Origin of the sequence: Defluviitoga tunisiensis, assembly GCF_000953715.1 — a bacterium.
In the GTDB taxonomy this organism is placed as follows: Bacteria; Thermotogota; Thermotogae; order Petrotogales; family Petrotogaceae; genus Defluviitoga; species Defluviitoga tunisiensis.
The window spans coordinates 477,201-498,196 of the sequence record NZ_LN824141.1 but is presented as its reverse complement, the minus strand read 5'-3'; the positions used below and the strand labels follow the sequence as shown (position 1 = coordinate 498,196).

The 20,996-nt window shown below is 31.3% G+C and carries 18 protein-coding genes and 3 tRNA genes; 4 read left to right on the top strand and 17 right to left on the bottom strand.

The annotated features are described in order from the left end of the window. The first annotated feature begins 5 nt into the window (after positions 1-5). Genes DTL3_RS02290 through pruA form a run of 3 tightly spaced genes read left to right on the top strand, consistent with a single transcriptional unit; the run spans position 6 to position 3,078 of the window. Positions 6-287, top strand: coding sequence for a (2Fe-2S)-binding protein (locus DTL3_RS02290; protein ID WP_045087346.1), 282 nt, complete (start codon positions 6-8; stop codon positions 285-287). After that, the gene (locus tag DTL3_RS02285) at positions 277-1,422 is read left to right on the top strand and encodes an NAD(P)/FAD-dependent oxidoreductase (protein WP_171820616.1); all 1,146 of its coding nucleotides are present in this window, start codon (positions 277-279) and stop codon (positions 1,420-1,422) included. Before DTL3_RS02290 ends, DTL3_RS02285 begins: the two co-directional genes overlap by 11 nt. A gap of 24 nt (positions 1,423-1,446) precedes the next feature. After that, on the top strand, positions 1,447-3,078 hold the full coding sequence (pruA, locus tag DTL3_RS02280; protein ID WP_045087344.1) for an L-glutamate gamma-semialdehyde dehydrogenase: 1,632 nt from the start codon (positions 1,447-1,449) through the stop codon (positions 3,076-3,078). Positions 3,079-3,107: 29 nt separating this feature from the next. Here pruA and DTL3_RS02275 read toward each other — a convergent pair. The 7 genes from DTL3_RS02275 to DTL3_RS02245 all read right to left on the bottom strand — a co-directional run bounded on the left by DTL3_RS02275 (position 3,108) and on the right by DTL3_RS02245 (position 8,053). Then, a tRNA-Gly gene (locus DTL3_RS02275) sits at positions 3,108-3,182 on the bottom strand. Positions 3,183-3,220: 38 nt separating this feature from the next. Continuing rightward, positions 3,221-3,308: transfer RNA gene (locus DTL3_RS02270), tRNA-Leu, on the bottom strand. Between the two features lie 32 nt (positions 3,309-3,340). Beyond that, positions 3,341-3,417 (bottom strand) — tRNA-Lys (locus tag DTL3_RS02265). Positions 3,418-3,552: 135 nt separating this feature from the next. Further along, complete coding sequence (locus tag DTL3_RS02260) at positions 3,553-4,617, bottom strand: ABC transporter permease (protein ID WP_045087343.1); 1,065 nt, start codon at positions 4,615-4,617, stop codon at positions 3,553-3,555. Next, positions 4,607-5,749: an ABC transporter permease gene (locus DTL3_RS02255; protein WP_045087342.1), complete on the bottom strand. Its 1,143-nt coding sequence runs from the start codon at positions 5,747-5,749 to the stop codon at positions 4,607-4,609. The genes DTL3_RS02260 and DTL3_RS02255 overlap by 11 nt, the downstream gene beginning before the upstream one ends. A 10-nt stretch (positions 5,750-5,759) precedes the next feature. Next, a complete protein-coding gene (locus DTL3_RS02250) occupies positions 5,760-6,689 on the bottom strand; it encodes an ABC transporter ATP-binding protein (protein WP_045087341.1) in 930 nt (309 codons plus the stop codon). Positions 6,690-6,721: 32 nt separating this feature from the next. Beyond that, positions 6,722-8,053, bottom strand: coding sequence for an MATE family efflux transporter (locus DTL3_RS02245; RefSeq protein WP_045087340.1), 1,332 nt, complete (start codon positions 8,051-8,053; stop codon positions 6,722-6,724). A gap of 369 nt (positions 8,054-8,422) precedes the next feature. On the opposite strand from DTL3_RS02245, the gene DTL3_RS02240 reads away from it, so the two are divergent. Then, positions 8,423-9,112, top strand: coding sequence for a hypothetical protein (locus DTL3_RS02240; protein ID WP_045087339.1), 690 nt, complete (start codon positions 8,423-8,425; stop codon positions 9,110-9,112). Positions 9,113-9,284: 172 nt separating this feature from the next. Here DTL3_RS02240 and DTL3_RS02235 read toward each other — a convergent pair whose 3' ends face one another. The 10 genes from DTL3_RS02235 to DTL3_RS02190 form a co-directional block, all read right to left on the bottom strand. Next, positions 9,285-10,256: a phospholipase C/P1 nuclease family protein gene (locus DTL3_RS02235; protein ID WP_045087338.1), complete on the bottom strand. Its 972-nt coding sequence runs from the start codon at positions 10,254-10,256 to the stop codon at positions 9,285-9,287. 80 nt (positions 10,257-10,336) lie between these two features. Beyond that, positions 10,337-10,897 carry a glycerol-3-phosphate responsive antiterminator gene (locus DTL3_RS02230; protein WP_045087337.1) on the bottom strand — a complete coding sequence of 187 codons (561 nt, stop codon included), beginning with the start codon at positions 10,895-10,897 and terminating at the stop codon, positions 10,337-10,339. A 60-nt stretch (positions 10,898-10,957) separates the two neighbouring features. Continuing rightward, complete coding sequence (locus DTL3_RS02225) at positions 10,958-11,350, bottom strand: DUF1667 domain-containing protein (protein WP_045087336.1); 393 nt, start codon at positions 11,348-11,350, stop codon at positions 10,958-10,960. Then, a complete protein-coding gene (locus tag DTL3_RS02220) occupies positions 11,337-12,554 on the bottom strand; it encodes an NAD(P)/FAD-dependent oxidoreductase (protein WP_045087335.1) in 1,218 nt (405 codons plus the stop codon). The genes DTL3_RS02225 and DTL3_RS02220 overlap by 14 nt, the downstream gene beginning before the upstream one ends. After that, positions 12,551-13,981, bottom strand: coding sequence for an NAD(P)/FAD-dependent oxidoreductase (locus DTL3_RS02215; RefSeq protein WP_052670280.1), 1,431 nt, complete (start codon positions 13,979-13,981; stop codon positions 12,551-12,553). The genes DTL3_RS02220 and DTL3_RS02215 overlap by 4 nt, the downstream gene beginning before the upstream one ends. Before the next feature lie 271 nt (positions 13,982-14,252). Continuing rightward, positions 14,253-16,301, bottom strand: coding sequence for a serine aminopeptidase domain-containing protein (locus DTL3_RS02210; RefSeq protein WP_045087334.1), 2,049 nt, complete (start codon positions 16,299-16,301; stop codon positions 14,253-14,255). Positions 16,302-16,586: 285 nt separating this feature from the next. Further along, positions 16,587-17,306 (bottom strand): glycerophosphodiester phosphodiesterase family protein, encoded by a 720-nt coding sequence (locus DTL3_RS02205; protein WP_052670278.1) that lies wholly within the window; start codon positions 17,304-17,306, stop codon positions 16,587-16,589. A 121-nt stretch (positions 17,307-17,427) separates the two neighbouring features. Further along, positions 17,428-18,267 (bottom strand): carbohydrate ABC transporter permease, encoded by an 840-nt coding sequence (locus DTL3_RS02200; protein WP_045087332.1) that lies wholly within the window; start codon positions 18,265-18,267, stop codon positions 17,428-17,430. Positions 18,268-18,280: 13 nt separating this feature from the next. Continuing rightward, entirely contained in the window at positions 18,281-19,153 is an 873-nt protein-coding gene (locus DTL3_RS02195; protein ID WP_045087331.1) for a carbohydrate ABC transporter permease, read from the bottom strand. 108 nt (positions 19,154-19,261) lie between these two features. Continuing rightward, entirely contained in the window at positions 19,262-20,578 is a 1,317-nt protein-coding gene (locus tag DTL3_RS02190; protein WP_045087330.1) for an ABC transporter substrate-binding protein, read from the bottom strand. Positions 20,579-20,996 lie beyond the last annotated feature (418 nt).

Genomic DNA, 20,996 nt, shown 5'->3' with positions numbered 1-20,996 from the left:
ATATTATGAATGAAGATAATATTATTATATGTAGATGTGAAGATGTCACTTTAAAAGACATTAGAAATTTGATTCAGCAAGGATTTACAACGATAGAAGAAATTAAGAGACTTTCACGAATTGGTATGGGGCCTTGTCAAGGTAAAACTTGTGGTTTGCTTATTTCCAAAGAAATTGCTGAAATTACTGGTATATCAATAGAAAAAATTGAATTACAAAACATAAGGCCTCCTTATGGAGGAGTTACTTTTGAAGAAATAATTGCAGGTGATGAAGTTGAAAAATAAGGCCAGTGTTGTCGTAATTGGAGGAGGAGTAGTAGGTAATTCAGTTGCATACAATCTTGCTAAAAGAGGAGTAAAAGATATTGTATTAGTTGAAAGATCTTTTTTGGCAAGTGGAGCTACAGGTAGGTGTGGGGCAGGGGTTAGGCAGCAATGGGGAACTAGACAGAATTGCCTTTTAGCAAGAGAAAGTATGAGGGTGTTTGAAAATTTTAAAGATACTTTGAATGTTGATGTGGATATAGAATTAAAACAAAAGGGTTATTTACTTTTGGCATATTCGGATAATGAATTGGGTCTATTCAAAAGGAATATTGAAGTTCAAAATAGTCTAGATATACCTTCAAAACTAGTAACACCTCAGGAAGCAAAAGATATAGTACCAGATCTTAACATAGATAAATTAGTTGGAGGAGCCTTTTGTCCTACAGATGGTCATGCGAATCCATTTAAGGTAACTTACGGTTACTCAAAAGCTGCAGTTAATTTAGGAGTTGAGATAAATAAATTTACTGAAGTAAAAAAAATAAAAACTGAAAAAGGTAAAATAATTGGAGTTCAGACTAATAGAGGATTTATAGAAACCTCAAAAGTAGTTGACGCTGCAGGTGGTTGGTCGCAACAAATAGCAAAAATGGTGAATGTTGAACTACCTGTATATTCTGAAAGACATGAAATTTTAGTTACAGAATCTGTAAAACCCATACTTGATCCTATGCTTATGTCTTTTTCTTACAATATCTACTGTCAACAAACCCCTGATGGTAGTTTTATAATGGGTTATGGACCTGAAAATGAACCACCTGGGTTTAATACTCATAGTTCATGGCAATTTTTAGAAACTATGAGTAAAAAAGCTACTTGGCTTTTACCACCACTAAACAAAATAAGAATATTAAGGCAATGGGCAGGTTTATATAATATTTCCCCTGACAAGCAACCGATAGTTTCGAAAATAAAAGATGTCGAAAATTTTTATGTTGCTTGTGGTTTTAGTGGTCATGGGTTTATGATTGCACCAGCTATAGGAGTTTTAATGGCAGACATTATTACTGAAAGTGAGTTCACTTATGATGTTATTTTAGATATTGAAAGATATAAAAGAGGGGAAGTAATATCTGAACCGTCAGTAGTTTAATTTATTAGAAAGGAGGAATGATTTTTGAACAATTCTATTCCAATATTTGATGAACCTACCAATGAACCTGTTTTAAATTATGAGCCGGAAAGTAAAGAAAGAAAAAATTTAATACAAAAGCTAAAAGAGCTTAAGAACAAAGAATTAGAAATTCCTATAATAATAGGTGGAAAGGAAGTAAAAACAGGTAATATAGGTAAATGTGTAATGCCCCATGAACATAACTATATTCTTGCGTACTATCACAAAGCTGGTGAAAAAGAAGTTCAGCTAGCTATTGAAAATTCTTTAAAAGCCAGAAAAATATGGGACGAGTTTTCATGGGTAGATAGAATTTCTATATTTAAGAAGGCAGCAGACCTTTTGTCTACAAAGTGGAGAAGCACTTTAAATGCTGCAACAATGCTTTGCCAAAGTAAAAACGCTTATCAAGCAGAAATTGACGCAGCTTGTGAATTAACAGATTTTTTTAGATTTAACTCTTACTACGCTACAAAAATATATTTAGATCAACCAAAATCTGTTGAAGGCGTTTGGAATAGGATGGAGTACAGACCTTTGGAAGGATTTATATTCGCAGTAACACCTTTTAATTTTACTTCAATATCTGGTAACTTACCAACAGCTCCGGCAATTATGGGAAATACCTCTCTATGGAAACCAGCTTCTTCAGCAGTGTATTCTGCCTATTTTGTTATCAAATTGCTTCAGGAGGCTGGGTTACCTGATGGGGTTATTAATTTTATACCAGGTGATGGTTCAAAAATTGGAGATTTAGTTCTTGACGATCCGAACCTCGCTGGGATTCATTTTACCGGTTCAACTTCAACTTTTCAAAACATGTGGAAAAAAATTGGAAATAATATCGATAAATATAAATCTTATCCAAGGATAGTTGGAGAAACAGGAGGAAAAGATTTTGTCGTTGCACATGAATCAGCTAATATTAATGTGCTTGTATCCGCATTAATAAGAGGTGCATTTGAATATCAAGGTCAGAAATGTTCAGCAGTATCAAGGGCTTATATACCAAGAAATATTTGGGCTCAAGTAAAAAATAAACTTATAGAGGATTTAAAAGATATAAAAATAGGATCTCCCGAAGATTTCTCTAATTTTATGAACGCAGTTATTGATAAAAAGGCCTTTGATAAAATAACAAGTTATATAGAATATGCTAAAAATGGCCATGATTCAGAAATTATTTTTGGAGGAAATTATGACGACTCTATTGGCTATTTTATCGAACCGACAGTGATTCTTACCAACAATCCTAAATCTAAAACTATGCAAGAAGAAATATTTGGGCCTGTTTTAACAGTATATGTATACGATCCTTCAGATTTTGAAAAAATTTTAAAACTTTGTGACGAAACGTCTCCATATGGTTTGACAGGGGCTATAATTTCTCAAGATAGAGACGCAATAATTAAGGCGGAAAGGGAGTTAGCGAACGCAGCGGGTAATTTTTATATTAACGATAAACCAACAGGTGCTGTTGTAGGACAACAACCCTTTGGAGGTTCTAGGGCATCTGGAACAAATGATAAGGCGGGAACTATTATAAATCTTTTAAGATGGGTTTCTGCACGTGCTATAAAAGAGAATTTTGTTCCTGCGGAGGATTTTAGATATCCTTTTATGAAAGAAGAATAACAAAAAAACCCGATTTTCGGGTTTTTTATTGGAGCGGATAATGGGATTCGAACCCACGACCCCTTGCTTGGCAAGCAAGTGCTCTACCGCTGAGCTATATCCGCTTCTGTATTTTTTAATCTATATTTTTTAATATATAGAGTGGTGCGCGAGGTGGGACTTGAACCCACACGGATTATTCATCCACAGGATTCTAAGTCCTGCGCGTCTGCCAGTTCCGCCACTCGCGCGACTGAATTAATAACAAAAAGAAATACAAAAATGGTGACCCGCCTGGGATTCGAACCCAGGACCCTTTGATTAAAAGTCAAATGCTCTACCAGACTGAGCTAGCGGGTCACTTTTGTAATAGTTTATTTTTACCTTATTTAACCTTAATTATTATAACCTTTTGTAGTCGTTTTGTCAAGCAAAAAATTAAAACAAAAAGTAAAATTGTGTTTAATATTAGTTCTTTCGTTAATTTAATTGTTATTATTCCTCTTTCAAAAAAATTTTAGATGAAACGAAAATAAGAAAAAAACCAATAACAAATAATATCAAATTAATAACTAAAAAATTATTTAATGTCATTTGTTTAATATTACCAGAAAATCTTATCAAATCTGCAACATATTTTACTGGTAAAAAATTGCTTATCCAGCGAATTGCTTTAGGTAAAAATTCTATAGGAAAATAAACTCCCGAAAAGAAAGTCATAGCAACATAAAGAATGGTAGCAGCTTCACTTGCAATTGCAGGATCTTTAAATATCAGAAGGAGTAACAATCCAAGTCCCATCATTCCAATTGAAGAAGAAATAAACACGCAAAAGAGAGACAACCAATTAAAATTATAATTTAAACTAAACAAATATTTACCTAAAATAATGATGATAAACATTGATAAAAAATTAAAAAAAAGTTTAGATACAGATGCTGATAAGGTAAATTCAAAGGGTTTTATTGGAGATGCTAAAAATCTTTTTATCAATCCATTTTTTTTATATCTTCCAAAAACATTGATCATTGAAAACATTCCGCCCGACAATAAAGACAAGCCTATTACTCCTGTTATAATAAAATCTAGAGGATTCTCTTGGTTCTCTCCAATAGAAGTTTCTATAAACTCTACATTTATAAAATCTTCTTTTATTCCAGCATAATGCTTTTTAAGTATATTTTGTAGTTCTAATTTTATAAATATTATTGTTTCATCATTCATATCTGGTTCTTTTTGGATAAAAGTTAATTCATTATTTTCATGATTTAATAATAAACCTATATTAATTATGTTTTCATTTAAGGCCATTGTAATGCTATTTTTGTCTTCAAAAAATACTACTTTGTAAGGAATTGAATTAATTATTGTTTCATCAACATCTCCAACTATTCCAATTTTATATTCTTTAGTACTGGAAGAAGCTTCAGTACCGAAAATAGTTCCAAATAATAATAGCAAAAGTATAGGCAAAAGAAGGGTAAAAAATACTTCCATCCAATTTCTAAAAGTGTCTTTAGTAAAAATACTTATTAAAGAAAACATCCGTCTATTTTTCATTGTATACCATCCCCTTAAAAGTCAAAGAAAATATCAAGATGGAAGAAATCATCCATATAACAGGTACAAGAATATTAACCAAGGAAATAGAACTTCCGAGCATTATCTTTCTCATTCCGTCAACTAAATAGGTTACTGGATTGAAATAAACATACCATCGTATTATCCAAGGTGAATTAGTTACATCAAAATAAAAACCGCTCAAAAATATTGTAGCTTGATATATTAGTTGAGAGATTGCTCCTGCAGCTCCCATATTTTTGTACAATGAAGAAAGAAAAAGCCCCACACTTAAAATTATCATAATAGAGAAAAATGTATAACCAATAAAACTAGGTTTGTAAATATTTGTACTAACATTAAAAAGATATGCTTCAATATATAATACAATTAGTGACATTATTAATAAGATAATATGTGAGAGTAGGAAGCTGACAAAAAATTCGCCACCTTTTATAGGTGAAGAGCTTAATTTTTTAAAAATACCTTTTTCTACGTTGAAAGAAAAATCAAAAGGCATATTAAAAACTGCTACTGTTAAAACAGACATAAGAATGATAGCCGGGAACAGGTAATCTCTATATCTATAAGGTTGTGATGAATCCATTCCTATGATTTCTTCTTTAACTGTTAATGGAACTCCTTCACCTTTAGTAGACATCCTAGTATTTATTTCATCTATGAATACGCCGAATATGTTTTTAGCATACACTGAAGAATTTTCATTAGTATAGTATACTTTCAATTTGGGTACTTCTAAATCTTTGATAAAAAACTTTACATTTAATAGATTGAAATTTTCCGGGAAAACTACAAGTGCATTTATTTTAGATTTTTTTAAGTTGTCTAAACCTTTTTCAAAAGAATCATATTCAATCATCGTGAACGGGGTATTACTAAATTGTGATGAAGAAAAGACCTCGTCAAAAGTATTTTTTGCAATACCTTGTAAAGATTGTTCATAATATACGCCTATTTTAAAGTCCATATTTTCAACGTTTCCAATATTCTCGAAAATACTTGTAAAGAGTAGGAAGAAAAGCGAGGGAAATATAATAGTCCAAAAAGGAACAGCAAACTCCCTTGAAGAATTTATAAAAAAGAGTTTTGTTAAATTAATAATTTTTTTCATATACTTTCACCTAGTCTCTCAACCGTTTACCAGTTAGCTTTAAAAAAACATCTTCTAAATTTGGTTTTCTAATAATCATATCTGATATATCAAACTTTTTCATTCTTGCTTCTTCGAATATTTTTAAAAGAGCATTTTCAAGATCTACAGTTTCTATTCTATAAAAATTCTCATTTTTACTGACTTTAAGATCAATTTCATCAAATAGTTTTTCGCTAATGTCATCAAAATTGCCATTTGAATTGATTTTGAAAGATATTATTGAATTCATTCCTAAAGAATTAACGAGTTCACTAACCGAGCCCTCTGCAATAATTTTTCCTTGATCAAATATATAAACTCTATCTGCTAAAAATTCTGCCTCTTCCATATAGTGGGTTGTTAATATTATAGTTTTACCTGAATTTCTTAAATTAGAGATTATTTGCCAAGTATTTCTTCGTGCTTGTGGGTCTAAACCTGTTGTAGGTTCGTCAAGAAAAAGTATCTCAGGATCGTTAATTACAGCCGTAGCTAAAGCAAGTCTCTGTAATTGACCTCCTGAAAGTTTTGAAATTCTACTGCGCTTTTTTTCTTCAAGATTAAAGTCAGTAAGAACCTTTTCAACTTCGAGACTTTTTTGATATAGACCAGCAAAAGCTCTAAGTGTTTCTATAACAGTTAAATTCTGGAAAAAAACAGTGCTTTGCAATTGTACACCTATTTTTTCTTTTATATTTGAGTCAATTTGATCTACTTTTTCACCAAAGTAGTATATTTCACCCTCATCTCTTTTTCTCAACCCTTCTAATATTTCAAGAGTTGTTGTTTTTCCAGCGCCATTTGGACCCAGGATAGCAACAATTTCTTTCTTTTTGACATAAAAAGAGACGTCATCGACGGCTTTTACATCTTTGTACTGTTTTTTTAGATTGTTTACTTTTACAACAACTTCTTCCATATATATTCCCCCATTTCTAAATTCATTTTATATCATTCTAATACGTTATTTAACCATTTTTTGCTTTTATACCTAAAATAAAGGATTATGGACTTAATCACTTCTTCTGTCATAGTAAGGAGATATACAACAGGGAAGCTCAGGTTCAAGACTAAACCTCCAATTGCGGATAATGGAACACCTATAAACCATAAAGTTGAACCTTCTACAATAAAGGAGAATCTGGTGTCACCGCCTGCTCTTAAAAATCCGACTACATTCATTCCATTAAATAATTTTATTGGTAGAAAACTCATAGAAATTGTAATTGTTATTCTTACCATCTTCTTAACTTCTTCTGAAACATCAAATAATTCGACAATGAAAAAAGTAATTATAATACATATTATAGCAGCAAAAATGCTTATTAGTTCGGCTAACTTTAAGGCTTTTTTAGAAACATCATAGGCTTCTTCATAGCGCGATGTGCCAAGCATATTACCAATTATTACGGAAGCAGCATTGGCTATAGAGAAAGTGATTGAAGTTGCAAAACCTTCGATAGTGGCCATCACTCTCTGAGCCGCTATTACATTCGTTCCCATATGAGCATAAACAATTGAATACATAGTAACTCCTAAAGACCATGCAAATTCATTTGCCATTGTAGGAATAGCATAGTGAAAATAACTTTTAAAGAATTTAGGGGTTATTTCTCTAAAGTGTCTGAAATATATCCTACCAGGCATTTTTCTTAGGTATACTATTAAAACCGAAGAAATACATCCTATTAATCTTGCAATTAAAGTTGCTATAGCAGCTCCTTTTACACCTAAAGTCGGAAATCCAAGCTTACCAAAAATAAGAAGGTAATTGAGAAATATATTTGAAGATAATTCTATGATTGTAATAATCAAAGGTATGTGGACTTTTTTAATGCTTCTTAGCATAAAAGAAGTTACCAATGAAATCGCAAATAATGGGAAACTTAGGGCAATAATTTTTAAATAAACGGCTCCAAGATTAATAACTTCTATATCTGGGCTAAAAAAATTTAAGACCAAATTAGGATAAAAAAAGCTTAATACAAAGAATGGAATAGAAAAGAATAAAGCTGAAATGATCGTCAATGCAACAGAACGGGATAGACCTTCTTCTTCTTGTTTTCCCCAATATTGAGCAAAAAAGATTCCGCCTCCTGAAACTAGACCAAACAGTATTAAGTTATATAAGAAAAAAACTTGATTAGAAAGTCCAACAGCAGCTATAGCCACCTCTCCTAGTGCCCCTATCATTAGAGTATCCACAAAGTTGACACTTGTAAAGATAACTTGTTGTAAAGCTATAGGAAGAGAAATCTTAATTATTCTTTTATAGACTTCCACTTAACCCCTCCAATTATTATAATAAATGTAACAAAGGCAATTTTATCACAAAGCGCCATTTTTTTGTGGTAAATAATTGTAAATATATTTATAACTATTATATGAAAAATTTGAAATGACAATGTAAAATATTTTGTGTACGAAAAGTATGATAAAAGGAGAAGGAATCTGATATAATAAGATAAATTATCTTATTATATCAATATTTCATTTTAGTGATTTTATAAATGAACATTTTCTAAAAGTAAGCATTTGAATTTATAACAGGTCCAGGGCGGAGCCCTCACCCCGCCTAGATACAAGTACCGAAAAAAGATATTGGAATTTCTAACGTGAGTACTAATATTTCATTTAAAAAGGAGATAAAATATGAGAAAATCCATAGCAGTTATAGTTTGCATAATTATTTTAGGGGTTTTTGGTTTTTCCGTTTCCTTTCTTACTCCTACAGCTGAAGTTGTTCAAGAAGGTTATCTTTATTTTGATACTTTCAATCCTGCATTTGGGATTAGGTGGGGACTTTTCGGTTTTATGGAAACAGGAGTTTCACAGGTAAATCAAGGAGCTTATATTAAAGTTGGATTTAACGAAATATATAACAAACCTTTTAAACTTAGTATGTTTTATTCTAATTCTTTTCAAGATCACTCTGCAATATCTATGGCTTTAGGATACACCTTTGAAGATATATATGTTGATACAGGGGTAATTTACAGTGAAACTAAGCAATATGTTGAAGAAAATGGTGAGACAGTAAAGAAGATTTCAAAAGACTACAGTTTTTTTGCAAAGACAAGTATCGAGATAATTGAAAAAGAGACTTCTAAAAGTTATATTAATATAGAAGGAACTTTAGATTATGTAGAAGATTTCAATTTAGATAGCTACACCATAGCATTCTATGGAGTTCAAAATTTTAAAAATAATCTTTGGATTTTTGAAGGGCTAGATTTATACGCGGGATTAAACATCAACAAAAATATAGCTGACGAGGATTTTAGCTTACTAGAAAATGTAAATGTTGTATTGGGTTTATCTACAAAAGTTAAGGTTTTTTAATTCTTTTCTTTCAAATTTCTAAAGTGAATAATTGTTTTATTTCATAGTTGGATAATTCTGTTATCCAACTTCTTCTACTTATTATGACCCTGTCTGATAATTTCTTCTTTTTTCAAGCATTTCGTTTATTTTTTCTGTTTAAAATGAATATATAAATGTTATATTACAATTATCAAATTTCACCAACAGAATTCAAAAAATCAAGTAAAAATCCTTTTATAACAGAGGAAGAATAAGATAAAATGCTTAAGGTTTCGGATTTTATCTTCACTAATTTACCGTCTTTATCAGCATTTTCTATGTCCACTAAACTAACTGGACTTTCAAGTTTGTCTCCAAAAGCATTTTTAATCTCCTTGTGTATAATGGGGAATTTGTCTAAAGTATAATTCATAACCTCTTTTACATAATCTTCATAACTGTCAAAGAATATAGGTTTCGCACCCAATATAACTTCTTTTGCAGCGGCATCAGAATAAAATAAAAGATAAATAAGATAATCATCCATTAAATAATGAGCATTATTTAGTTTGTTTGCTTTATTTTTGCTAAAAGCTGCTCCAATCATTTCAAAAAATGTTCCGGGAGAATTATGATAAGGCTGTGAAAGATCTTCAATGAAATGAATAGCGCGAGCGAGAAATCTGTATCCCCAATATTCGTCACCGTTTTCAAAGGCTTGTTTTGACATATTCACAAAGTATAAGAAAGATTTATCTGCTTCAAAAGCCTTCAAAATCCCTATTTTATATCTCATGTGTCTTACTCCCTGGCTATTACCTATCAGACCTTGCAATGGATGAAGTTTTAATCCTTCATCCATTCCAAAATCCGGTTCAGGTGAGTATATTGATAAAATTTGCCAAACAGGAAGTTGGTTATTTATTGGTGGGGGATCTGGAGGAATATCTATCCCGTATGGTACATCTATAAATTTTCTTTTTCCAGCAACATCTTCAAGAATTAGAAATTCCAAATTATATTCCCTATCCTCTTTGTAACTATACTCTGTTATGGATACTCGTTTGTCTATATCTGGTATATCTTGAATTATATAATACGTATAAGCGGCATGCCCACTCCATGAAAGTAAACTAGTTGCAAATATAAGAAGAACTAGAAAAGACAATAAACTTTTTTTCATAATTTAATTCCCCCTTAAAGATTTATATATTACCTTTGATAGGTTAGATTAAATTATACATAAATCTATATAAAACCACATTAGAGCCACAATGATTTTTCACTCGTTGATATAGCCCTGACTCCCTTTTTAAATAATTCTTCAGCTTCAGAACTTTTAGTAATCAACCCTCCTGCTATAATTATACCGTTAGTTTTAACGTTGTTGATAAAATAGGGTGCGGCTACTGCAGGAAGAATTTCAAAGGCGTCTGGTTCATTACTTTTATCAATAAGATTTTTGATAGAATTAAGAGAACCCGAGTCAATTAAGAATACTCTTTGAATAGTTAGAAGATTTTCTTTCATAGCACATCTAACCAAATTATTCTTTGTAGAGATGATTCCATCGCATAGATCTTTTTTAGCTAAATATTCGATACCTTTTTTATCAAAAGCTATACCTTCAACTAAATCAATATTAACTATCAATTTTTTCCCATATTTTCGAACGAATCTTACTATATTTTCTAAATCTAGTATAGATCCTGTAAGTAAAAATATAATATTTGACTTTGTTCTTGTAGCATCTACAACATCATTCAAGTCTCTTACTCCAGGTATAATGGTGTTTTCTTTGACTAATGTTTTTAAATTATTCATTTTTTCCCCTCGTCTTTGTATTTTATTTCACAATCAATTATTTCCGCTTTAAAACGCTATTTAGTTTATTTTATTCACACTTCTTGTTATTATTATATCACTTCCTGTATCTAAAATATTGCTTATAATTATGTCTCCTCTTTTAACAGGTGCGGTAACTTTAGTATTTTTTAGTATTTCCATAATATCGTTCATTAATCTTAAAGGGACCGGTTTGGTGGATCTGACTGAAGCTAAAGGTACTTCTCCATTTTCGACCTTTACGCTTGTAACAACTACCCTTAGGGGATCTGTAAGTTCTTGTTTAACGTATTCCAAGCCTCTTTTACATCTATTCCCTTTTGCTTCGAATATTTCGATTTCATCTGCATCAGCATAAATTACATTTATTTTACAGCCAAGAGGACAGTTAACGCACACTATCTTTTTCTTTTTGTGATTAACTAATTCCATGGGCTTTCACCTCAATTTCTTTTATTTTTGAATCTTGAAAAGGTTTTAATGAAATTTCAATCATTTCGGAAGGCCTTGCTTCTTCCTCTATAATTTTTATTCCTAAAGGTTCTACAACAATTTCTGCTTTATCAAATACTTTAGAGACTCTGATATAAAGTTTGGATTTTTCTTCGGGGTCAATGTATGAAGGGTGTAGTATGTTAATATTTTCTCCCTTCTTGATTTTTATTAATTCTTGTGGAAGATACTCTTTTTTAGCATAAAGAGCAGCATACTTTCCAGCTTTTTCGCCTTCTCTTGCAACAAAATCAACCAAGTCAAACACGACTGTACAATTTCCTGCAGCAAAAATCCAGTCTTCTGAAGTTTGATTAGTATTCGAAGTTACAAAACCAGGCGCAGTTTGTACAAATTCGACAGGTTTTATAGATGGAATTAGCCCTACAGAGGTTATTAGTGCATCTACCTCAAAAATTTTTTCTGTATTTGGAATTATGTTTCTGTTTTCATCTACCTGAGAAACATATACTCTATTAAGTCGTTTATCTCCCTCTACTCTTGTCACAGTATGGGATAGATATAAAGGGATATTATAATCTCGTAAGCATTGTTGAACATTTCTTTCTAGTCCTCCAGGATAAGGTAATATCTCTACTACCCCTTCTACTTCTATTCCTTCTAAATGCAGTCTTCTTGCCATTATTAATCCAATATCTCCAGACCCAAGTATTAAAGCCTTGTTTGCTGGCTTTAAGTTTTGTAGATTTATATATTTTTGGGCAACACCTGCTGTAAAAATACCGCTGACTCTGTCACCAGGTATAGCTAATGAATTAAAATGTCTTTCTCTTGCTCCTGTTGCCATAACCAATGATTTAGTTTTTATTTCATTTATTCCGTTTTTATTCACAAAAAGTATTTTTTTATCTCGGGTTACTTCTAGAACAAAAGTACTCTTTAAAACAGTTACATTTGTCTTTTCTAGCTCTTCTTGAAGAGATTCTTTAAATTCAGGACCGGTTAAATCTTTTCTAAAGTAATGTAATCCAAAACCGTTATGTATACATTGATTTAATACGCCTCCAGAATCATCTTCCCTTTCAATTAATATAACTTGTGCCCCGGCTTTACTTGCAGATATTGCCGCTGCTAATCCTCCACCACCAGCTCCTATAACAACTACATCGGTTTCATATTTCATATTGACCTCACCTCTGATGCAATTATCCAAGATCCTTTTTCATTTTGTTGAATATCTTGAGGAGATATATGTGTTTCCTCAGATATTATTTTTAGAATTTTAGATGTGCAAAAACTTCCTTGGCATTCTCCAAATGATGCTCTAGTTGCAAATTTTATATCATCAACTGTTCTTGCTCCATTTTTTATAGCTTCTTTAATCTCTTTTTTTGTGACTTTGTTACAGAAACATATCATTTCTCCAGCTTCAGAATCTTCTTCAATTACTTTTTCCCAATAATTTAGGTTGGTTTCTACTAAATGGGGAATTTTTCCAACATGACTTATGTAGTCTTCCCTTTTTCTTAGCCCTATATGCATTTTTTCGGTTATTAAAAATTCAACTACATATTTGGCAATTGCAGGAGCAGCAGTTAAACCAGGTGATCGAATACCTGAAACATGTATAACATTGCCGTGTTCTCCTACATCTATATAGAAATCTTTTTTTTGAGTTTCAGGACGTAAACCAGCAAAAACTTTTACAATATTTTTTGAAAAGTCTAAAGAAGGGATTAATTTTAATGATTTTTCTTTTACTTCTAGAAGACCTTCGGGGGTTGTTGAAAAATCTTTTTTTGATTTTACCCCACGAGCATTAGGACCAGCCAAAAATCCTCCATCAACTGTTGGAACAACTAGGCATCCTTTTGTTAAAGGAGTGGGTGTTGGAAAAATAACAGAATTAGTATATTTAATATCTTTTCCAAAAAGAAAATATTCTCCTTTTACAGGGAAGATAAAAGGTAAGTTGTCTCCAAAAAGTTTAGCAACTTCATCAGCATATAAACCACATGCATTAACTACTAAATCTGCTAAATATGAACTGGCATCCTCAAAAATTAATTCATATTTATTGTTTTTTCTGTTTACCTCAACAAGTTTTTTCTCTTTAAATACTTTTCCACCATTTATTTCAAGAGATCTTGCTGCTTGCATGGCTACTTCCCAAGGCTCTGTTACGCCAGCAATTGGACAATAAAAGGATTTCAATACATTTTGGTTCAAAAGAGGTTCCATTTCTAGTATTTCATTTTTATCTAATATTTTATATTCTTTAACATTATTGTTTATAGCATTTTCTTCAATTTCGTCTATTATGCTAACTTCTTCATTATTGAAGGCTACAACATGAGATCCCACTCTTAAAACTTCTATTGATAGTTCTTTTGATAATTCATCATATAGTCTATTTCCCATATAACATAGTTCGGCCCTTAAAGTACCTGGAGGATCGTCATACCCACCATGAACTATCCCTGAATTTCCTTTTGTAACACCCATTCCTATTCCATTTTTAGCCTCGAACAAATACACGTCTTTTTCATATTTGTTTATCTCTCTGGCTATTAAAGAACCAACTATGCCTCCTCCTATTACAGCTATCAAAATTTTCAACCTCCTCAATTTTCAGATTAATAAACAAAAAAACCATATCCAAGCTCCGAGGAAATAACCTCGGTTGGATATGGTTTTCTCTTTAGTCTCTACCATATCAATCGCATTCAGCGAGAGATTTATTTGTTTCTTATATTATATCACAAACTTTTTAGTTTTTGACAAATGTTAACCACTATTTTTAAATGTTTAACTCAAAAAAATACATTGTGAAAAAAGTAACCATATCGGTTTTGAGTCTGGATTTTTTGACCGATAATTCCTATATTAATCCATGATATGTTGTTGTATTAGCTGCTAATATTATTGTCATTAATATGGTATTTAAAAAGGCTGCGGTGTATACATTACCAGTTTTTTCATAGAGACTTTTTGTATAAAAAGTTGCTACGATTAATGAGGGTATCAAAGCAAAAAGCAAGATGGGGTTCAAAGCTTGAGATGGGCATAATGCCTTTCCTCTAAAGAATAAAAGACCATATTGCAGTAACAAAAATACTACAAGTCCTCCCACAACGGATATACAGGAAAATAAATATCCTTTTGATTTTTTCATAAATCCTGTATTAGCATTTACAGAAATTCCTATTATATAATAGAACAAGAAAAAGAAAGGAGAGTATTTCAAAGCGGCAATTAAATGGGAAGTTTCAAAAGTTTTAACCGCCCATGTCCATATTCTAAAATCAGTTTTAAATAGAGCGTCAATTAAATATAGTAATGCGAATCCAATTACTACAGCAACAATTACTACAAAGAGGGATGATATTATAGATTTCCAATTAGTTACAAAGCCATAGTGTTTTGGAGTGATTTCTGAATATCTTTTGTTTAGATAATACATAACTAACGTTAAAATAAGAATAACTTCAGATACTATTAGCGCCCAGTATACAATTTGGTTCGTAGTAGGTTGATTGAAATAACTACTTAATACAAACAAATTATTTCCAAAATTGATAGATAAGAAAAGGAGTAAACTTGACAGTGCTATTAATATAGTGCCGTTTATGATTGACTTTGTTGATTTTCCCTCTATTTTTTTTGCTTTAGAGTGTAAAATAATTCCAATAATAATTGACAGAGCAAAGACTATGAGTGATGAAACCTTTAAAATAACCATACCTGATCCACCTTTTACCATCAAACTTGGAAAGAAGATTGCAGGAAATGCAGCTCCAAAAATAAAGAAAATCCAATATATCGTTTTTGTAAGTGTATTTTTGGGTGCTTGAATGACTAAAGTTGGTGTGGTTATGGCCTTTGAAAAAATTGGCAACTTAATGAGAGCGGTTATTAAGGGTACAAAAAGTAGGAAGAATCCAATTAATGCCAAAAATTCAGAATATTCTTTTAACATCCATCTTTGATTTTCTGGACCTAATCCCACATTTTTCTGATTTGGAGATGTATATCCTTGAAATGCTTTTGTATAAAACGATATTTGGTATCTTGTTGTTTCAAACGAGAAATGATTCCAAGGGTGAATTTCCCATGGTTCATAAATTACCCTTCTACCACCGTTTTCTAATGTAAACATTAATCCTTCAATTGGGTTCTCAGGATTCCCTAAAAAGGCTCTTCCTTCAGGTTTGTTTATGAAATCTTTGAAAACAACCGTTTCACCAGTCTTTGAGGCTTCTGAATCGAAGAAAAACTCATCATAATGTGCAGCTATTATTCCAACAGTTCTTGGTCCGTAAGCTGCAAATGCTACATCAGAATTGATTCCCAGATAGCTAGACCAAGAATAATCAGATCCCATAGTTAGCCCTGCATGTATTTTTCTTACGCCAGTTTTCAAAAAATCTTGCTCATCCTTTACCATGGCAACCGTAGAAGAAAATCCCCCCATAGAATGTCCTGCAACTCCAATGATTCCATTACCTTCCGGATCTTTCAAGACATATTCTTGATTATACATGTATTGAACAGCATCATAAATAGCATTAGGCCAAAAAGAAAAGAAAGATGTAGCAGGTTCATATGTTGTTTTATTTATAGAATGACCGTGATCATACATATCTAGCGCAAGAACAACATATCCTCTTCTTGACATTTCTATTGCACTAGCATCCTGCATTTCAGCGGAATTTAAATACCCATGGGTAGTTATGATTGTTGGCCTTGGATCCGCTGCACTAGCATCCTTTGGCATGTACAAAAGACCTGACAGAATACCAGTGTCAGTTTCAAAATTTATCCTTTTAACGTCTACTGAATAAAATGAGGTGTTAAACATATGAGCAAGAATACTTCCAAAAAGAATTAAAACAATGGAGAAAAAGATCAGTTTTGTTTCTTTTTTCATAATTAAAACCTCCCTTGAGTGTATTACCCTTTTGAATTCCAAAATATTAGTCTACCACTTAAAAAAGCCTATTATCTCCAGTTGTCTGGAAATAATAGGCTTTTCTCTGGATTTCTAGCCAAATATGTAAAATCATTATTATTTTATATTTACTTTTAAATAAAGTCAAATTGTATCAGAGTCATTCTTAGTTGACTAAGCCTGTTTATAGGTAAACAAAGCGAACTAAATCAAAAAATCTTCGCAAATTGATAAAGTCAATTTTCATTGCAATTAAACATATTATTATTTAGAAGATTGTTCCTTTTTTTTCATTCTTTTTCTTTCAGTAACTATTAGTTCCACTTCATCGGTTATTACACAATCGTAAAAACCTTCTAAATCATATAAATCTTGAGGATTGTTAAGAGTCCATAAATATATTTTCAAGCCAGCATCTTTCCATTTTCTTAACATTTTTGATGATTCTTGAATATTTTCTTTCACAGCATCAACCCATAAATTTAAAGAATAAAGGCTTAATTCCTTATGCAATTGAGGTAAATTATCTAAGGTATCATATTGAACCAATAGTCCTAATTTAACCTCTTTATCTATTTTTCTTATTTTTCTTAGTGCATCAACTTTGAATGATGAAAATAATGTTCTTTTTAATGCCCCTAATTTTTTTGTTATTTCGTAAGAAGGAATAGCTGCTTCCACTTCTTTTACTTCTAGATTTAAGATAGCTTTATTGTTCAAAGATCTAATTGTTTCTTCAACAGTAGGTATAGTTTGACCATTTGAAAATTTAATATTCTTTAGTTGGTTATATTCGATGGAGTTTAATTTTATGCCATTAATTTCTTCATCATGTAATACTACAAGAACCCCATCTTTAGTTAATCTAGAATCATATTCAATACCATCAGCACCATATTCTAAAGCTTTTTGAAATGCCTCAATAGTGTTTTCTGCATATTTTGCTCTGTAACCTCTATGACCCAATACTAAAAAATCCTCCATTAATCGCTCCTCCTTCATAAGAACTTTCAATTAGATATTGTCATTAAGTACACTCTAGATATTATATTATAAAAATAAGAATTTAAACATTCATATGAATTTATCTACCAAGAAATAATTTTTATCCCTTTAATCCACTGGTTACTAAACTCTTAACAAATAGATCTTGAAGTACAAAAAATAAAATTAATGTTGGTAGGGCAGCCATCAATGTTCCTGCCATGATTATTCCCCAATTGTTTGTACTATCTGTTGCTATTAGCATTTTTACACCAATTTGAACTGTCTTCATTTTATTATCCATTGTGACTATTAATGGCCATAAATACATGTTCCAAGCGTAAACAAAATTAATTATTGAAGCCCCTGCTATCATCGGACCTGATAATGGAATCAATATTTTCCTAAAATATTGCATAGGAGTCGCGCCATCAATTTTTGCTGCATCCTCTAATTCAGTTGGAATAGACATAAAATGTTGTCTAAATAAAAATGTATTGGTTGCTGATGCTGTGAAAGGTATGATCAAAGCCCAATATGTATTGACCCACCCGAATTTTGACATGATCATAAATAAAGGAAGAATCATTACTGTTTCTGCAGGCAAAAACAAAGTTATAAATAAAGTAAAAAAAAGAGTATTTTTACCTTTAAAGTTAAAAGAAGAAAAAGCAAATGCACCAAGAGTCCCGGTAATTATTTTCCCCAGTGTAGTACAAGTTGCTACTATGAAAGAATTTAAAAGCATTCTCTTAAGATTCATTATATCTAATGCTTCTTTATAGTTTTTAAAGTTAATTTGAGAAGGAAGAAATTTTGGTGGATATGAAAAAACCTCTACCTCGCTCATAAAACTCATAGATACAGCTAAAAAAAACGGTAAAAACATTATTATTGATACTATTATTAATCCAACTTCGATTAATACATAATTTATTTTCTTCTTTGACGATATTTTCAATATTATTCACCCCTTACTGATAATGGACGGTTTTTTCGCCGAACCTAAAATAGAAGAAAGTAATAAAACACATTATTAGAAACAAAATAACACTTTGAGCGGCAGCCTCTCCCGTTTTTTGAAAATAAAATGAATCTAAATACAATCTATATATCATGGTCGTAGTAGTTTCTACAGGACCACCTTTTGTCATTATGTCTATGATTCCAAAAGATTCAAACATAGAATGCGTAATTTCCATAATAATAAGATAAAAAGTTGTTGGAGAAAGCATTGGAAATTTTATCTTCCAAATTCTTTGCCAGTTGTTTGTTCCGTCAATAATTGCACTTTCTATGACTTCTTCTGGTATAGATTGGAGACCTGCTAGATAAAATATAATGGAAAAAGGAAGCATTTTCCAAATACTTGTAATCATTATAGAAATCAATGCGAATGGTTGACCAGTAAGCCAATTGGCGCTTATCCCAAAAAAACGATCAAGAAAATAATTAATATGGCCGGCTACTGGGTTTAACATAAATGTCCAAAGAGCACCTGCAATTGTAAATGAAATTGCATAAGGTGTGAATATTAAAGTTCGATAAAATTTAACACCGAAAACTTTGTTATCTAACAGCAAAGCTATAAGATATCCAAAAAAAATTACACTAAAGACAGTGATGACAACATAGATTATAGTCACTTTTATTGAATTTAAGTAAGCTTGACTTTTAAATAAATTAATGAAGTTATCAAAGCCTACGAATATTTTTCTATCTCCAAATGGAGAGACTTTGTAAAAGCTAAGCATAAAAGATGAGATGGTTGGCCAGTAAATAAAAAGAATGATAATTAAAAACGTAGGTATTAATAGTAGGAATGGAGTATATTTTCCCCATTTCATTTTATTTCACTCCTTCTAAAATCCAGGGAAGAATACTCTTCTCCCCTGGAAAATAATTGATGTTTCTCAATCTGCTATAGTATTTTTAGTTGCATTTGTTAATAGATACTATTGATAAAATTTATTGTATTCCTTTATAAGTTTTGTTACTTCTTCTTCCGCCCATTTCAAAGCTTTTTCTGGGGTCATTTGACCAGCAACCATTTTATCATAAGCATTTTCTATAGTTTCACGTGCTTCTTGAAATACTCCTATGACTGCTCCTGCGGTATTGTAATTTCTTTTTGCTAATAATAACTGTAACAAAGAAGTGAAATAATTTGGATTATCAGCATAGAATCCTTCGTAATGTAAAGTTTCCACTGCATCTTTTCTTACGGGATAATAGCCAGTTCCTTTATGCCATGTAATTTGTTGTTCTTCGTTATTAATAAATTTCATTAATTCCCAAGCCGCTTGTAGTTCATTATCAGGATGGCCTTTAATTAACCAAAGACTTGCTCCTCCAACTACAGGACCTCCGCTTATTGAAATATCAGGTACAGGTAAAAAAGCAGTTCCAAGTTCATAATTATTACTCTTTAATCCTTCCTCAAACAATTGTACATCAGAAGTTGACGTAATCAACATTGCAGCTTTACCGGAGATAAAGTTTTGCCTTGCTGCAGACCAATCCTCATGAGTTGTGTTAATAATTAAGCCTTCTTTGTTTAATTGGTCGAGAAGTTTAAATATCTTTAAACCTGCTTCATTATTGAAAACAGCTTCCGTTGCTCTTCCTGTTCTTCCGTTGTTGTTATTTACAAAAGGAGCATCCGCCACCGCTAACATTTGCTCAAATACCCATGCGTGAGTTGGCCATGTAAAACCGTATTGAATAGTCTTTCCGCTAGAATCTTTTTTAGTAAGAAGTCTAGAATATTCTAGAAATTCGTCATATGTCTTGGGTGGTTTATTTGGGTCAAGTCCAGCTTCTTTGAAAAGAGTTTTATTGTAATATAATAAAGCTGTTGACGAATTGAAAGGCATTGAATAAAGTTTTCCATCAACTGTATAGTAATTTACTATAGGATCAAGTAATACTCCAACATCAAAAGTGGGATCTTTATCTAGCAATTCTTGTGCAGGAACAATTACGCCGCTATCAATCATAATTCTTGTACCAATTTCATATATCTGAACAACATGTGGCGCATTTTTAGATTGAACAGCAGCAATAAGTTTGCTAATAGTTTCAGGATAGCTACCAGTAAATTGAATGTTTACTTTAATATCTGGATGAAGAGCCTCAAAGTCTTTAACCATGTTTTCAATTAGGGGAACTCTTTGTCCGCTCATAGCATGCCAAAATTCAATCGTTGTAACAGAAAATGTAAACCCTGCCAAAAGTAAAACAGATAAAAATAACAACACAAAACGTTTCATAAAGACACCTCCTCAAGGTATTTAGGTAATATAACTTAAATACATGTAACAAAGAAAAAAGCCTATTTTCACCAATCTTTTGGTAAGAATAGGCTTTTCTCCTTTTCTCCAGCCTTTTGTTATTTAGCTTTTATTTATAAACCCAATAATATACAACAACATTTTAACTTTAATCACAAATAAAGTCAAACTCGTTTAAGAGCTTTTAAGAATAAACTAAACTAAATATCTGTAAATACATGTCAATAAAGAAGAAAATCATAAATTTTCATTTGTTTTAAGTAAAGATTAAATAATATGAATGTTTTATGATGAATGTATACTATATCTTTTAAACACAATTATTTTGTAATAGTTCATTAATCAATCAATCATATTATTAAACGTTATTTTTATCACTTTCACATATACTTATTAA

Bases quoted from the DNA above. Each gene is read 5' to 3' on its own strand.
- DTL3_RS02290 (WP_045087346.1), top strand. From the start codon at position 6: ATGAATGAAGATAATATTATTATATGTAGATGTGAAGATGTCACTTTA.
- DTL3_RS02260 (WP_045087343.1), bottom strand. From the start codon at position 4,617: ATGAAAAATAGACGGATGTTTTCTTTAATAAGTATTTTTACTAAAGAC.
- DTL3_RS02255 (WP_045087342.1), bottom strand. From the start codon at position 5,749: ATGAAAAAAATTATTAATTTAACAAAACTCTTTTTTATAAATTCTTCA.
- DTL3_RS02250 (WP_045087341.1), bottom strand. From the start codon at position 6,689: ATGGAAGAAGTTGTTGTAAAAGTAAACAATCTAAAAAAACAGTACAAA.
- DTL3_RS02240 (WP_045087339.1), top strand. From the start codon at position 8,423: ATGAGAAAATCCATAGCAGTTATAGTTTGCATAATTATTTTAGGGGTT.
- DTL3_RS02235 (WP_045087338.1), bottom strand. From the start codon at position 10,256: ATGAAAAAAAGTTTATTGTCTTTTCTAGTTCTTCTTATATTTGCAACT.
- DTL3_RS02230 (WP_045087337.1), bottom strand. From the start codon at position 10,897: ATGAATAATTTAAAAACATTAGTCAAAGAAAACACCATTATACCTGGA.
- DTL3_RS02225 (WP_045087336.1), bottom strand. From the start codon at position 11,350: ATGGAATTAGTTAATCACAAAAAGAAAAAGATAGTGTGCGTTAACTGT.
- DTL3_RS02220 (WP_045087335.1), bottom strand. From the start codon at position 12,554: ATGAAATATGAAACCGATGTAGTTGTTATAGGAGCTGGTGGTGGAGGA.
- DTL3_RS02210 (WP_045087334.1), bottom strand. From the start codon at position 16,301: ATGAAAAAAGAAACAAAACTGATCTTTTTCTCCATTGTTTTAATTCTT.
- DTL3_RS02205 (WP_052670278.1), bottom strand. From the start codon at position 17,306: ATGGAGGATTTTTTAGTATTGGGTCATAGAGGTTACAGAGCAAAATAT.
- DTL3_RS02195 (WP_045087331.1), bottom strand. From the start codon at position 19,153: ATGAAATGGGGAAAATATACTCCATTCCTACTATTAATACCTACGTTT.
- DTL3_RS02190 (WP_045087330.1), bottom strand. From the start codon at position 20,578: ATGAAACGTTTTGTGTTGTTATTTTTATCTGTTTTACTTTTGGCAGGG.